The organism is Enterococcus sp. AZ129 (assembly GCF_051714505.1).
GTDB lineage: Bacteria > Bacillota > Bacilli > Lactobacillales > Enterococcaceae > Enterococcus > Enterococcus faecalis.
This window is the reverse complement of sequence record NZ_JBIORY010000001.1, coordinates 1,024,380-1,038,062: the sequence shown is the minus strand read 5'-3', so window position 1 is coordinate 1,038,062 and position 13,683 is coordinate 1,024,380. Positions and strand designations below refer to the sequence as shown.

The 13,683-nt window shown below is 36.4% G+C and carries 14 protein-coding genes; 4 read left to right on the top strand and 10 right to left on the bottom strand.

What is annotated here, in order from left to right:
- Positions 1–80 precede the first annotated feature (80 nt).
- Both IGJ90_RS05250 and IGJ90_RS05245 read left to right on the top strand, forming a co-directional pair.
- Complete coding sequence (locus IGJ90_RS05250) at positions 81–1,406, top strand: 2-hydroxycarboxylate transporter family protein (protein ID WP_002357930.1); 1,326 nt, start codon at positions 81–83, stop codon at positions 1,404–1,406.
- A 31-nt stretch (positions 1,407–1,437) separates the two neighbouring features.
- Positions 1,438–2,607 carry an NAD(P)-dependent malic enzyme gene (locus IGJ90_RS05245; protein ID WP_438767699.1) on the top strand — a complete coding sequence of 390 codons (1,170 nt, stop codon included), beginning with the start codon at positions 1,438–1,440 and terminating at the stop codon, positions 2,605–2,607.
- A gap of 72 nt (positions 2,608–2,679) precedes the next feature.
- Here the strand turns inward: IGJ90_RS05245 and IGJ90_RS05240 are convergent, their stop codons facing one another.
- The 4 genes from IGJ90_RS05240 to ireB form a co-directional block, all read right to left on the bottom strand.
- Positions 2,680–3,528: a helix-turn-helix domain-containing protein gene (locus tag IGJ90_RS05240; protein WP_002385984.1), complete on the bottom strand. Its 849-nt coding sequence runs from the start codon at positions 3,526–3,528 to the stop codon at positions 2,680–2,682.
- Positions 3,529–4,027: 499 nt separating this feature from the next.
- Positions 4,028–4,333, bottom strand: coding sequence for a DUF1292 domain-containing protein (locus tag IGJ90_RS05235; RefSeq protein ID WP_002357933.1), 306 nt, complete (start codon positions 4,331–4,333; stop codon positions 4,028–4,030).
- 37 nt (positions 4,334–4,370) lie between these two features.
- Positions 4,371–4,793 carry a Holliday junction resolvase RuvX gene (ruvX, locus tag IGJ90_RS05230; RefSeq protein ID WP_002357936.1) on the bottom strand — a complete coding sequence of 141 codons (423 nt, stop codon included), beginning with the start codon at positions 4,791–4,793 and terminating at the stop codon, positions 4,371–4,373.
- Entirely contained in the window at positions 4,790–5,059 is a 270-nt protein-coding gene (ireB, locus tag IGJ90_RS05225) for a regulatory phosphoprotein IreB (protein ID WP_002357937.1), read from the bottom strand. The genes ruvX and ireB overlap by 4 nt, the downstream gene beginning before the upstream one ends.
- A 435-nt stretch (positions 5,060–5,494) precedes the next feature.
- On the opposite strand from ireB, the gene IGJ90_RS05220 reads away from it, so the two are divergent.
- Together IGJ90_RS05220 and IGJ90_RS05215 are read left to right on the top strand one after the other, a co-directional pair.
- Positions 5,495–6,247 carry a threonine/serine exporter family protein gene (locus IGJ90_RS05220; RefSeq protein ID WP_002357938.1) on the top strand — a complete coding sequence of 251 codons (753 nt, stop codon included), beginning with the start codon at positions 5,495–5,497 and terminating at the stop codon, positions 6,245–6,247.
- A 5-nt stretch (positions 6,248–6,252) separates the two neighbouring features.
- Positions 6,253–6,762, top strand: a complete 510-nt coding sequence (locus tag IGJ90_RS05215) for a threonine/serine exporter family protein (RefSeq protein ID WP_438767697.1) — start codon at positions 6,253–6,255, stop codon at positions 6,760–6,762.
- Between the two features lie 51 nt (positions 6,763–6,813).
- Here the strand turns inward: IGJ90_RS05215 and IGJ90_RS05210 are convergent, their stop codons facing one another.
- The 6 genes from IGJ90_RS05210 to walK all read right to left on the bottom strand — a co-directional run bounded on the left by IGJ90_RS05210 (position 6,814) and on the right by walK (position 13,677).
- Positions 6,814–7,680, bottom strand: a complete 867-nt coding sequence (locus IGJ90_RS05210) for a TIGR03943 family putative permease subunit (protein WP_002357940.1) — start codon at positions 7,678–7,680, stop codon at positions 6,814–6,816.
- An 18-nt stretch (positions 7,681–7,698) separates the two neighbouring features.
- Positions 7,699–8,613 (bottom strand): permease, encoded by a 915-nt coding sequence (locus IGJ90_RS05205; protein WP_002357942.1) that lies wholly within the window; start codon positions 8,611–8,613, stop codon positions 7,699–7,701.
- A 210-nt stretch (positions 8,614–8,823) separates the two neighbouring features.
- The gene (locus IGJ90_RS05200) at positions 8,824–9,630 is read right to left on the bottom strand and encodes an MBL fold metallo-hydrolase (protein ID WP_002357943.1); all 807 of its coding nucleotides are present in this window, start codon (positions 9,628–9,630) and stop codon (positions 8,824–8,826) included.
- A gap of 56 nt (positions 9,631–9,686) precedes the next feature.
- Positions 9,687–10,541 carry a two-component system regulatory protein YycI gene (locus IGJ90_RS05195; protein ID WP_002365516.1) on the bottom strand — a complete coding sequence of 285 codons (855 nt, stop codon included), beginning with the start codon at positions 10,539–10,541 and terminating at the stop codon, positions 9,687–9,689.
- Positions 10,541–11,851 carry a YycH family regulatory protein gene (locus IGJ90_RS05190; protein ID WP_002397184.1) on the bottom strand — a complete coding sequence of 437 codons (1,311 nt, stop codon included), beginning with the start codon at positions 11,849–11,851 and terminating at the stop codon, positions 10,541–10,543. The genes IGJ90_RS05195 and IGJ90_RS05190 overlap by 1 nt, the downstream gene beginning before the upstream one ends.
- Positions 11,848–13,677: a cell wall metabolism sensor histidine kinase WalK gene (walK, locus tag IGJ90_RS05185; protein ID WP_002357946.1), complete on the bottom strand. Its 1,830-nt coding sequence runs from the start codon at positions 13,675–13,677 to the stop codon at positions 11,848–11,850. Before walK ends, IGJ90_RS05190 begins: the two co-directional genes overlap by 4 nt.
- Positions 13,678–13,683: the final 6 nt, after the last annotated feature.

Sequence of the window (13,683 nt, the reverse complement as noted above, 5' to 3'; positions counted from 1 at the left end):
TTAAATTAATTAAATAATCTACTCTACAGAAAACGTTTACATTATGATGAATATAGATTAAAGTTATAGGAGGAAATAGCATGGAAAAGAAATTGCACGCAACAGCTGCTAATGAAACAGATTGGCGCAACAAATTAACCAAAACGAGGATTGGTTCGGTTACGTTACCTGTTTATCTTGTAACAGCTAGCATTATTCTTGTTACGGCTCTATTAGAACAACTACCAGTCAATATGTTAGGTGGTTTTGCCGTAATTTTAACAATGGGTTGGTTACTTGGAACAATTGGTGGAAATATTCCTATTTTGAAACATTTTGGCGGTCCCGCAATTTTATCTTTATTAGTACCATCAATTATGGTCTTTTTCAATTTACTCAACCAAAATGTCTTAGACTCAACAGATATTTTAATGAAACAAGCAAACTTTCTCTATTTCTATATTGCTTGTTTAGTTTGTGGAAGTATCCTTGGAATGAACCGCAAAATTTTAGTCCAAGGTTTAATGCGCATGATTGTCCCGATGGCATTAGGAATGATTTTAGCAATGGGCGTTGGGACCCTTGTTGGAACGCTGTTAGGTCTCGGTTGGAAACATAGCCTTTTCTATATCGTCACTCCTGTTTTAGCTGGTGGAATTGGTGAAGGCATTCTTCCTTTATCCCTTGGTTATAGTGCCATTACTGGATTGCCAAGCGAACAATTAGTGGGGCAATTAATTCCCGCAACCATTATTGGTAATTTTTTTGCTATTATGTGTTCTGGTTTACTTAGTCGTTTAGGAGAAAAACGCCCTGAACTTTCTGGACAAGGTCAGTTGATCAAAATTACTAATTCAGATGATTTAAGTGATGCTTTAGAAGAAGACAAAGCACCAATTGATGTAAAATTAATGGGTGCTGGTGTTTTAATTGCGTGTACCTTATTTATTACAGGCGGTTTATTACAACACTTAACAGGCTTTCCTGGTCCTGTTTTGATGATTGTTGTCGCAGCCTTTTTAAAATACTTAAACGTAGTACCGAAAGAAACCCAACGCGGATCAAAACAGCTTTATAAATTTATCTCTGGCAATTTTACGTTCCCGTTAATGGTCGGCTTAGGCATGTTATATATTCCTTTAAAAGATGTCGTAGGAATGCTTAGCTGGCAATATTTTGTTGTGGTAATTAGTGTCGTTTTCACTGTTATTGCTACAGGATTTTTCGTTTCACGCTTCATGAATATGAATCCCGTTGAGGCTGCCATTGTCTCCGCTTGTCAGAGTGGTATGGGTGGGACTGGCGATGTGGCTATTTTAAGTACAGCCAATCGAATGAACTTAATGCCGTTTGCACAAGTTGCGACACGTTTAGGCGGTGCCATTACAGTAATAACAATGACTGCTATTTTTAGAATGCTTTTTTAACTATAAGTGAATTATTTAGGAGGAAAATGATATGTCAACAAAAGATGTAAAAGAATTAGCGATTGAGCAAGCAAAAAAATTTGGGGGAAAATTAGAAGTCTGCCCTAAAGTTCCGATTGAAACAAAAGCAGATTTAGGAATTGCCTACACACCAGGTGTTGCGGCTGTTTCTTCTGCCATACATGAAAAAAAAGAACGCGCTTACGAATTAACAACAAAGAAAAACACCGTCGCCGTTATCAGTGATGGTTCAGCAGTTTTAGGTTTAGGTAACATTGGTCCTGAAGCAGCGATGCCTGTCATGGAAGGAAAAGCTGCATTGTTTAAACGCTTTGCTGGTGTGGATTCGATTCCCCTTGTTTTAGATACACAAGATACCGAAGAAATTATTCAAACGGTGAAATTTTTGGCTCCAACCTTTGGGGGAATTAACTTGGAAGATATCAGCGCTCCTCGTTGTTTTGAAATTGAACAGCGTTTAATCGATGAACTAGATATTCCCGTTTTCCATGATGATCAACACGGGACAGCGATTGTTGTTCTAGCGGCTTTGTACAACAGCTTAAAATTAATCAACAAGAAAATAGAGGACATTCATGTGGTAATCAACGGCGGTGGCTCCGCTGGTCTTTCGATCACAAGAAAATTTTTAGCTGCTGGTGTAAAACATATTATCATTGTTGACCGTGCAGGGATTCTGAGCGAAACAGATACAGCTCTGCCACCACACCACTCAGAAATTGCGAAGCTAACCAATCGGGAACACCGTACCGGTGATTTAGCTACTGCTCTTGAAGGCGCTGATGTCTTTGTTGGTGTTTCGGCACCAGGTGTTTTAAAACCCGAGTGGATTCAACAGATGAATGAGCAGCCAGTTATTTTTGCAATGGCTAACCCGGTTCCTGAAATTTTTCCTGATGAAGCTTTAGCGGCAGGCGCTTATATTGTCGGAACTGGTCGTAGTGACTTTCCGAATCAAATTAATAATGTGTTGGCCTTCCCTGGTATCTTCCGTGGTGCCTTAGATGCTCGGGCGAAAAAGATTACGATTGAAATGCAAATTGCCGCTGCCAAAGGTATTGCAAAATTGATACCCGATAATGAACTCACGCCGACCAATATTATTCCCGATCCATTCCAAGAAGGAGTCGCAAAAGTCGTCGCCGAAAGCGTCCGTAACGCTGTCAAAGAAACAAATTAAAAAGAGAAAAAAGGAACAACCTAACTCCTCTTGAGTTAAGTTGTTCTTTTTAAAATCTGAAACAATAATTTATTATTTAAAACTGATGTTAAACTCTTGCATATCTTTTTCAATATAAGTAAGTAATTTTTTATTTTCAAAGAAACGTGTAAAGTAGTATGCAATACGATAATCTTCAACAGCATCTAGTCCTAGCATTTGTTTATTAAAAGCTTTTTCGTATAATAAGCAATCTAAAGAGTAAATAGAACTGTGCGTCCGATTAATTTCGATTCCTTTATCACTTAATTCAATACTCTTTGCATAGTCTTTAATTAATGAATAGAATTTTGCGGTATTATAATAAATACGGCATTGCTCTAATGGATAATCTAATTTGAATTCGCTTAGCAATTGTAAAGATTTATCGTAATAAACTTTTGCTTTTTCAATATCATCTTCTAATTCATATAAAATACCGATCGCATTCATACTCAAAATATTATAAATATTAATATCACGACTAATTTCAGAACCACGATGTAAATAGAACAATGCTTCGCTATTATTTTTCTTACCTAATAAACTCGTAATTCCTTTATAATAGAAAAATTTTGTTTCTAAAATTCTGTTTGAACTTTCGATATCATCTGGATAGTCTTTCAACAAATCATAGGCTTCATCGTGCTTAAAGTAAAAGCATAATTCTTCTACTTTATTTAATAAGCTTTCGAGTTTTTTCTCACTAGAACCTTCGATACATTCTTCCACTTGTAAGTCTAAACGTAGACATACAGATGAGAAAATGTCTAAACTGTCACACACATTTTTGTTTTCAATGTTACTAATTGTTGCTTGTGTACAAATTCCTTTTGCCAATTCAGCTTGCGATAATTTTTTCTTTTTACGCGCTGTTTTGATTTTTTCTCCCGCTACTCTCACAGTCAAAACTCCAATCTTTCTATTTTTTTTGTATTAAACATACCATCATTTTACAGATAATGTTATAATGAAGCTATCATAATAAAGGAGGTGAAATATATGTTTGATTTACTTGCTTTATTAACTGGAATTTCAGTTCGTGGCAATGCACCACACCAATAATTACGTGTTTGTTTAACTGAATTTCTGACGGCTCTACCTATGCCAGTAGGTGGAGCCATTTTTTATTTAATATTATAAAATTAACAGTATTTCCAAAACCTCATACTTAGTATAACACAAATTATAAATTATGCTAGATAGTTACCAAATTAACGTCATTACAAGGATGTTACGTTTTTACAACATCTTGTAAAACTAGACAATGCTGTCCTTCTTTATCCACCACACTCAATGATAGTGATAGTATCTTATGATAGAAACAACATGTACATTATAACAATTATTATTAAGAAAGCTACTTCTCAATAGGAGAAGTAGCGCTTCTCTCGTTACAGTTTTACTCTTCTTCTTCAGCCATGAATGTATTGAAAACTTCTTCAATCATATCCCATTCAGCGTCTGTTTCGATTTGCTGTAAATCGCCTTCTGTACCTTCTGCGTTTTCCACATATGAGTAAGCTTGCAATTCAACATCTTCATCCTCAGGAATTCCTGCTGGATATAATAAAACATAATTTTTACCGAATTCTTCTTGACCGTCAACAGTTAGTAAGATCTCGTATAATGTTTCATTTCCTTGTTCGTCTACTAAAGTAATGTGTTCATGTCCTTCGTGATCATGATCGTGGTTGTGTTCTGTCATTCTTCTTCTCTCCCTTGATGTATTCAAAGCTCGATAATTATCGGCTATGTGCATCTAAATAATTTTGTAGAATCATTACTGCCGCTAGTTTATCAATGACTTTTTTTCTTTTGGCTCTTGAAGCATCTGCTTGCTCCACCAAGAAACGCTCTGCTTGGACAGTTGTTAATCGTTCATCTTGATAGTCAACAGGTAATTGAAATAATTCTTGAATCTTATCACCGTATGCCATGGATGCTTCAGCTCTAGGACCGATGGAATTATTCATGTTTTTCGGTAAACCTACGACAAATTTCGTGACTTCGTATTCTTTCACCAATTCACCTAATCGCTCAAAGCCGAAGTTCTCTTCCTCTTCATTGATGCGAATAATTTCGATGCCTTGTGCTGTCCAACCTAATAAATCACTAACAGCCACACCGACTGTCCGTGAACCTACATCTAGCCCCATGATCCTCATTTGATATCGATTCCATGGTTCGCTAAGTAATATTTGGTTAATTCTTCCATGATTTCATCACGTTCATGACGACGAATTAAGTTTCGAGCATCTTGATAACGAGGAATGTAAGCCGGGTCCCCAGAAAGTAAATACCCTACTATTTGGTTAATAGGATTGTATCCCTTTTCTTCTAATGCCCGATATACGGTTTCTAACGTTTCACTGATTGCTTTTTTTCGATTATCATCAAAATCAAAGCGTACTGTTTCGTCTGTAAAACCCATTTTACTACACCTCACTTCTACTTTTATACAATTTCATTTTACTAGAAAAGAACCGAAACTACAAACAAAATTTCTTCTCCTTCTCTCTTTTTTGTTATTTCTTAGTCTTTTATTAATAAAGGCTTCGTAAAAAAATGACAGCCATCGATAATTTTAAAATTATAAAAACAAATACACAACTTTATAAAACAAGAATAAAGCTCTGCTAAATCGCCAGAATATCACCTTTCCCTCCAATTCATTTTGCGAAAAAATCGACGTTTCTCTTTTGAAAACTTTTAAATATCTATGATTAAATAATATCAGCCTTTTAATGTTACAATTCGCTAACAATCTGTTTACGATGTAAATTTTCGATTGCAGCTGTTATTTATTTCCTCTTTTTGGTTCGTTTGTAGTACACTAGAAGAAAATACATAAAGTGAGGCTTGCTCAATGACTCCTGCTCATTTGGATTTACTTTTAGAAACCTGTTTGTTAGCTGGTAAAATTATGATAGAAAGCGATGCAGAAATGTACCGTGTTGAAGATACAATGAGCCGGATTGCGCTTGCTTCTGGCAACTATCGAATGGTTAGCTATGTGACACAAACTGGGCTATTTGTTGGCATAGATGGAACCTCCACTATTCGTATGGTTCAAGTAATGAAACGTGGCATTGATTTAGAAAAAATCTCTCGTGTGAATCAGCTGTCTCGTGCTTATGTGGCTGGTGATTTTTCTTTAGAGGAATTACTGAATAAACTAAAAGTGATTGATAGTGAACACCGCCATTTTCCAATTAGCGCACGCATTGTTAGTGCGGCCGTTGTCAGCGCTACGATTATGATTCTTTTTGGTGGCGTCTGGTCTGATTTGTTCTTGACTTTTCTGATTGGTGGCTGTGGCTATAGTCTTTATTATTTTAGTTTAAAGTTTCTCAAGATTAAATTTTTATCTGAATTTTTAGCTTCGCTGTTCATTGGTGCAGCCGCTATTCTTTCAGTCAAATTGGGACTCGGACAATCACAAGATTTAATCATCATTGGTTGTGTCATGCCTTTAGTGCCAGGTGTGCAAATTACCAATGCTCTTCGCGATTTGCTAGCTGGACACTACTTATCGGGTGTTTCTCGTGGGACTGAAGCATTAATGACTTCAGGAATGATTGGTTTTGGCATTGCTTTTGTCTTTCAACTTTTCTATTAAAAGGAGTGACTTACTTGCTAGGAATCGTTTTGGTACAATTTGTCTTTAGTTTTTTAGCTTCTGCGGCGTTTGCGATTATTATTAATGTTCCTCGACGATCACTGGTGGCTTGTGGTCTAACTGGTAGTGTAAGCTGGATGCTTTATTGGGTAATCGTTGAAGTTTTTAGTGGAAATGCGGCATTAGGTTCCCTCATCGGTGCTGTCGGTGCTGTCGGTGTTGCGGCAGTAAGCTACCTATTCTCAAAAATATTGAAAATGCCTGTCACGATTTTTAATATTCCTGGTATTGTTCCATTGGTACCTGGTGGCTTAGCTTATCAAGCTGTTCGGAATATCGTAATTGGCAATTATGAAAAAGGTGCCTATTTTACCGTGCAAGCTGTAATGATTGCTGGGGCAATTGCGTTAGGCTTAGTCGCTTCTGAGGTTTTCAATCAGAATATCCGCAGCTTTCGAGAAAAAAGAGAATCTTTGGGTTTTATTCGTCGTAAGCGCAACAAAATTAAAAAATAGATAGCAAAAAAGTTGGTTGCTTCCTTATCAAATGGAAGCAACCAACTTTTTTTAAAAGGAACGATAGACATATTGATTTTTTGGTGCTTGATCTGCTTTGACTTTCTCCACTTGCACAGTTGGTATTTGTCGTTTAAATGGTGGATAATAGGACAACTCAACGGTTCCGGTAATCGTTACCCAATCATTGTTTTGAAATTGAGTATGTTCAGGAAAATGAACCAACAAGCCAAAAACGCCAGAATCAGCGACACAATGAATAATCCCAAAACGGAAGACAAACTGGTCAACACTTTCTTCTCTTTTTGAATTATAGACAAAGCCTTTATAAGAAATCCTTTTCCCTGCAAATTGACTTGGATAATTATAGATTAGTTCCATAATTTCCAAATAGTTTTCATCAGTAATTGAAATCACAGATTGGCCATCATATTGTTTCATGGCTTTTGCCATCTGCTTGTCATAATCCGTCTTATTGAAATACATACTTGTATCAGGTTTCAAATATTGCGTTTGCATATCAGGATCCCCTACTGATTCTTTACTTACTGGAAAGTTAAATCCTTTTGCTTCAACAATTGTTGTGTCTAAACTAACTGTCGGAAATAATAAGCCAACAATCAACGGTAAAGAAAGTAGTAAATAGGCAAGCCCTCTTTGGCTGGGTTTTTCCAAATTATGCTGATGGCCATGATGTTCATGTCCCCCATGTTGGTGCATGTCTTCATGTTTTTTTTGCATTGATGGATCTGCTTGGTTCCACAAAATCAATTGGACAATCGCCATAATAAAAGCTAAAACCATTGATAAAACAGCTAAGTAATTATAATGAATATTGATATATTGGTTCAGTTCACCTGAAATTTGAAGATACATCATCAACCCCATATATCCAATTAAAATAATAAATCGTATCATCGATTGTAGGCCTCCTTTCTAAACTACTGCCGCATAAATAGTTACGACAAGCGCCACTATCAAAACAAATTGTACAATGAATGACATTTTAAAATAACGTTTCATCATCAATAAATTTTTAATATCTACCATTGGACCAAAAACTAAGAAGGCGACAATTGGTCCTGTGCCAAATAAACTCAAAAGAGAAGAACCAATAAATGCATCTGCTTCTGAACAAAGTGATAGAGTGGCAGCGATGACTAGCATGACTAGAATCGCTAAAATCTTTGAATGGCCCAATTGCATAAGCGCACCAGTTGGAATATAGGTTTGCATGATTGCTGCTAACAAAGAACCAAAAATTAAATAACGACCCGTATCAAAAAATTCATCAATACTATGGGTTAACGCTGACCAGCCGTTTTTCCAAAATGAACGAGCTTCATCAACGTGTTCATGCGTATGAGCAACCTGCTCTTCTTTAATCTGCGCCAACTCTTTTTCTGTTAAAATTGATTCTTTTCGAAAATAAGCTAACCAAATGCCGATAACCCACGCGACAATCATACTACCTAAAACTCGCCAAATCACAAATTTTGTTGCGCCACTAAAAGCTACGTATGTTGAGAATAGCACAATTGGATTAATGATTGGTGCCGTTAACATAAAAGCAAAAGCGGTATGTGTTGGTACATCTTTTTTAACAAATTGATGCACAATTGGGACGATCCCACATTCACAAGAAGGGAAGAAAAACCCTAGGAAACTCCCTACACAAATTGATAAAAATTTATTTTTAGGTAACACTTTTTTTACTCGTTCTGGTGTTAAAAAAACATGTAAAGCGCCTGAAATCAAGCAACCTAACATGACAAAAGGCAATGCTTCGATAATAATCGAAAGAAAAATAGTGCTCATCTGTAAAACAGAGTTTGGTAAAAATTGAAACATCATAGACCTCCCACTAGTAAAAATCTAGTTAACTATACTCCTAACACCAGACAAACACAAGCATTTGTCAAAAAATTAACTAAGAGTTTAAAAGTATTGTCACCGATGTCTCTGTCAAACCAGCTGGATAAAAGAACAAAAAATGAGCATGGGACAAAAATCACTTTGGATTTTTGCTCCACGCTCAAAAACTGATAAACCACCATTATTCTAAATTTGAAATAACTCTGAGGCTGAATCGGGGTCTGTATCATATACCTTAAATGCTTCACCGACGCCTAAATCCTTTTGCTTCAAAGTAGACTCCATTGCCATTCGCGCATGAAGTTTCGTATTATTTTCTTTGCTAAGATGACCTAAATAAATGCGTTTTGTTTTATCACCTAATACATCCGCCATCACAAGAGCACCATCATCATTGGATAAATGGCCTTTATCTCCTAAAATCCGTTGTTTAAGACTCCATGGATAAGGTCCTGCTCGCAAAATTTCAATTTCATGATTGCTTTCGACTAAATAAGCATCTGCATTTTCAATCGTACCACGAATATGATCGCTACAATAACCTGTATCCGTTAGAACAACAAAGGAACGATTATTGCGATGAAAACGATAAAATTGAGGCGCAATCGCATCATGTGACACACCAAAACTTTCAATGTCCATATCTCCCAAGGTCAAAACTTTACCCATTTCAAAAATATGTTTTTGAGCGACATCGACTTTGCCAATCATGGGATCCATCGCTTGCCACGTTTTTTCATTAGCATAGACATCTAACTTATATTTTCGCGCTAACACGCCAACGCCATGAATGTGATCCCGATGTTCATGTGTAACTAAAATCGCATCTAAATCTTCTGGTTTGCGATTGACTTCTGCTAAAAGTGAAGTGATTTTTTTGCCACTTAAACCCGCATCTACTAATACTTTCTTTTGGTTGGTTTCAATAAAAAGGGAATTGCCTGTACTGCCACTGGCAAGAACACTGATATTAAAAGCAAACTCTGAATCCATTTAAAACTCTTCCCTTCTACATTACAACATTAACGTGTTTCATTATACAACGGACCTTAATGTTTTTCCACCTTTGGCACAGTATTATTTGTGATGATGGTATTACTTACGGCATTCACCTGTTCAATTTCAACTGAATCTTCACCAGTAGAAATTCCTACAAACCAGACTGGAACGTATACATTTTTCTCACGAATTTTATAAATTCTTGAATAGGCCAATTTAATGAATGTTATTTTGGAATTACTAGGAATCCGGTTATTCATATAGAGCGTGTCTATCGCATCACGATTGGAATATAAATCCGTTTTGTCTCGTAACTCTTCAATATTTTCAATGTGCGTTTGCGAATATTTACTAATTTTCCATAATTCACCTGACGTATCTGCTAAAATACTTAATTTTGCCGTGTCATCTCTAAAGGGAATTCCTTTATACGATTGTGCAGCCACAATTTCTGCCGTCGGCTCTTTTAAATGAGAAAATTCTGGTAAGTATTGATATTCGTCTCCGAATAATAAAGCATTTTTTTCATTTAAAAAAGTACTTAAATCTTTATCAATTTTCTTAGGATCAATAAAATAGTTTTTACTAGGCACACTCGTTAAAGTATTATCCGCAATTTGCAGCCCATTTCTCAAAAAGTTTTTATTCTTTTCACGTTGGATTTTTAAAGCAGCAGAAAAATTGGTTTGTTCGCCACTTAAATAATAGCCTTCCAATCGTTCTGAAGAAAGTGTCCCTTTATACGAGATGTTATCTTTTTCCAACCGACTTTCAATCGATTCTGTTTGGCTGGAAGAAGAGACGTTGCTCTCTTCTTGTTGACCTTCCCGATAAATTCCAAATAAAAAGATATTTAATCCTAAAAATGCTAAGAAGAAAATCCACTCAATTCGTTTAAAATCCATTAGCCCACCTCCAAGCTTGGTAATTGTTTTACCAAGTCCGTTGCAGTGTACCAATTGTTGTTATAAAGGACATACCATTCCGGACTTAAATCAACGACTTGTTTGACTTCTTCAATTGTCTGCCACGTATAACCGATAACAGCCGATTGAATTTTTTCCTTTTTAGCACCAGCCGTTTCTAAACGCTTAATCAATTTTTCCGTGCTTTCCAGCGTCACTTCTTCTTCTGAAGGAATCGGTACTTGGATTGTATTCACACTTGTGTTAATGGTTACGCTTGGCGCAGCACCATCGTTGTTCGTGATGCGAATATCCACTTGGCCTTTTAAATCATTACTGAACACTGGGAAACCTTCCACAAAAGTCCGATAATTGACACTATCTTTCGTTCGATCAAAGTAACGTAAATTCCCCATATTGGTTCCTAAACGTTTTACATAAGAAAAGCTTTGATTATAGATTGAATCCCGTTTATTCTCTTCTGGCAAGGTCCCTTTAAAATCAATTTTTCCCAGTTTTTCTTCTGCAAACAATCGTTCTTCTTTACTCGTATAGGTTAAGTCTTGACTGTCTTCATTGGTTTGGATATCTTCCGTTTCATTGAAAAAAGCATTCCTAAAACGAGTAACTGGTTGCGAAGCTAAGATATAACTGTACTTTTTCAACTTCATATCATTGGTTAAATAACATTGCCCTTGTTTGGTTAGCGTATTTTCGGAAACGTCTTGATATTGTAATCCCTCTTTATTGATAATTCCCATTAAGCGCGCCTTATTGACAGTCATGGGCGCTTCATAGACGTTGGCTTGGTCATAATCTAAAAAACGTATCTTATTTTCGTTAAAATCCAATTGAATTTTCGTAAAATACTGGTCCGTCAACTCATTAAAGTTAGTAAAATTAATGGATAGATTATAAATCGAAGCATAGTCCGAGATTAAAAAGGGACCTTGATAAAGAAGTTCAATGCCTTGTTCCATTTGGTTGTAGCGCTTAAGTTGCTCTGCATTTTTTGTCACAACTTGTGTCAATTTACCAAACGTAGCCATTTTAATATCATTTTGAACATTACTAATTAATGTTTCACGATTACTTTGCATCGCTTTTCCATCGGCTATTCGAATCAATTGCAAAGGTAAATAGACATCGCCAATGGCTTTTTCATTGACAGCTGTTGTGACTTGGCTTCCCGACTTCATTTCTGGTATTTTTTTGGCAGAATTCAGCCAGATATTGACTGAAAAATATATACTTAAAATGACCATTAAAATCAAGCCAATTCTTGTAATCCATTCTGATAATTTCATCATTCCCACCAATCCTCTTCATAAGGTTCATATGGTAGTGAAATATAGAAAGTCGATCCTTCACCTTCTGTACTTTCCACCCAAATACTCCCGTTATGGGCCCGAATTACTTCTTTAGAAATTGCTAAACCTAAACCAGTCCCACCTTGTGCTCGCGCACGGGCTTTATCCACACGATAAAAACGCTCGAAGACTTTCCCGAGATCTTTTTTAGGGATGCCCAAACCTTGGTCCGAGATACTAAAGACGACATTATTATGTGTTTCAACTAGTCGGCAGGTAATGACGCCACCATCTGGCGAATACTTAATCGCATTGTTCAAAATGTTGTCTAAAACCTGAATTACTTTGTCTGTATCTAACTCTACCCATAAATCGCGTTTAGTAAATTCACGGCGAATTTTGTAATTTTTTTGCTCATTTTCAATCATCATATCAAAGCGATCCAAGACAAAATTAATCAATTCGTTAAAATTCACATACTCTAATTGAAGATGTGTATTCCCAGAGTCCATCCGAGATAAATTCAACAAATCATTAATCATACGAATCATCCGGTCGGTTTCTTCTAACGTGACTTTTAAGAAATTCGGCGCAATCTCAGGGTTTTCCCAAGCTCCTTCACTCAAAGCCTCTATATAACTACGCATACTTGTCAAAGGCGTTCGCAACTCATGAGAAACATTGGAAACAAATTCCCGTCTTTCCCGTTCGTTTTTTTCCTGTTCTGTGACGTCATGAAGTACGCAAACTAAGCCAGTAATAAATCCTGATTCCCGACGAATCATCGTAAAGTCTACCCGGATAATCATTTGGTCTTCTTCACGATCAGACGTTGAGCGATCAATCAGCAGTTCATCTGGCTCTTCTAACAGCTTCCGCAATGTGTAGTCTTCTTCAATATCTAACAACTCTAATAACGAGGTCCCAATCACATTTTCATTTTTTACATTTAATAACGAAAGGGCCATTTCATTAATCGTAATCACCTTTCCGCGGCGATCCGTCGCAATGACACCATCTGTCATATGCGTTAAGACACTATCTAAACGATTTCTTTCTGCTTCCATTGTTTCTTGTGCTTCTTCAATCCGTTCTGATAATTGATTAAATGTTTCTGCTAATTGGCCTAATTCATCTTTTCCATGGACTTCTACTTTTCCAGCGTAATCACCACGAGCGATTCGAATGGCTTGCTCGCGCATTTCCCCAATCGGCTTCGTGATTGATCGTGCAATCAGTAAGGTCACAATAATCGAGATTGCTGCGGCAATAATAGAAGCAGTGAAAAAGATACTTGCTGTGTTGGTAATTTCTTGGTATTTATTTTCTAAATTACTTTTCACATAAAGGACGCCAATCACTGTTTCTCCAGTAGGCGATTGAATCGGCTGAACATTCACATACACACGTTTATCATTATCTAAAGCTTGATATTTTTTACTCGTAAAGTCATTTAAATCACGATAATCATTCTTTTTCCCAATAATATTTTGTTGATTTAAATCATTGGTTGCCCGAATAATCCCTTTATCATCGACAATTCTCGCTTCAGAAATGTCTGCATTTGAAAAATCAGATAACGCTTTTTTTAAATTTGCATCAACGTCACTACGTTCGAGATCTTTGTTGCTCATCTGCGTACTTAACGTATTTGACAATTGGACAACCTGAGAATCCATATTTTTCTTAAAATCGGAAATTGTAGTGGCTTCCAGTTCACGAATGAAATAGCCGCCAATGATTTGAATCGCAATCAGTAACAGCAGAATAAATGATAAAGCAATCTTAAAATTAACAGATTGAAAAAAGTGAACTTTTTTCTTCATACCTGA

Excerpts from the sequence above, each read along its gene's own strand:
- IGJ90_RS05250 (WP_002357930.1), top strand. The coding sequence starts at position 81 with ATGGAAAAGAAATTGCACGCAACAGCTGCTAATGAAACAGATTGGCGC.
- IGJ90_RS05245 (WP_438767699.1), top strand. The coding sequence starts at position 1,438 with ATGTCAACAAAAGATGTAAAAGAATTAGCGATTGAGCAAGCAAAAAAA.
- IGJ90_RS05235 (WP_002357933.1), bottom strand. The coding sequence starts at position 4,333 with ATGACAGAACACAACCACGATCATGATCACGAAGGACATGAACACATT.
- ruvX (WP_002357936.1), bottom strand. The coding sequence starts at position 4,793 with ATGAGGATCATGGGGCTAGATGTAGGTTCACGGACAGTCGGTGTGGCT.
- ireB (WP_002357937.1), bottom strand. The coding sequence starts at position 5,059 with ATGGGTTTTACAGACGAAACAGTACGCTTTGATTTTGATGATAATCGA.
- IGJ90_RS05220 (WP_002357938.1), top strand. The coding sequence starts at position 5,495 with ATGACTCCTGCTCATTTGGATTTACTTTTAGAAACCTGTTTGTTAGCT.
- IGJ90_RS05210 (WP_002357940.1), bottom strand. The coding sequence starts at position 7,680 with ATGATACGATTTATTATTTTAATTGGATATATGGGGTTGATGATGTAT.
- IGJ90_RS05205 (WP_002357942.1), bottom strand. The coding sequence starts at position 8,613 with ATGTTTCAATTTTTACCAAACTCTGTTTTACAGATGAGCACTATTTTT.
- IGJ90_RS05200 (WP_002357943.1), bottom strand. The coding sequence starts at position 9,630 with ATGGATTCAGAGTTTGCTTTTAATATCAGTGTTCTTGCCAGTGGCAGT.
- IGJ90_RS05195 (WP_002365516.1), bottom strand. The coding sequence starts at position 10,541 with ATGGATTTTAAACGAATTGAGTGGATTTTCTTCTTAGCATTTTTAGGA.
- IGJ90_RS05190 (WP_002397184.1), bottom strand. The coding sequence starts at position 11,851 with ATGATGAAATTATCAGAATGGATTACAAGAATTGGCTTGATTTTAATG.
- walK (WP_002357946.1), bottom strand. The coding sequence starts at position 13,677 with ATGAAGAAAAAAGTTCACTTTTTTCAATCTGTTAATTTTAAGATTGCT.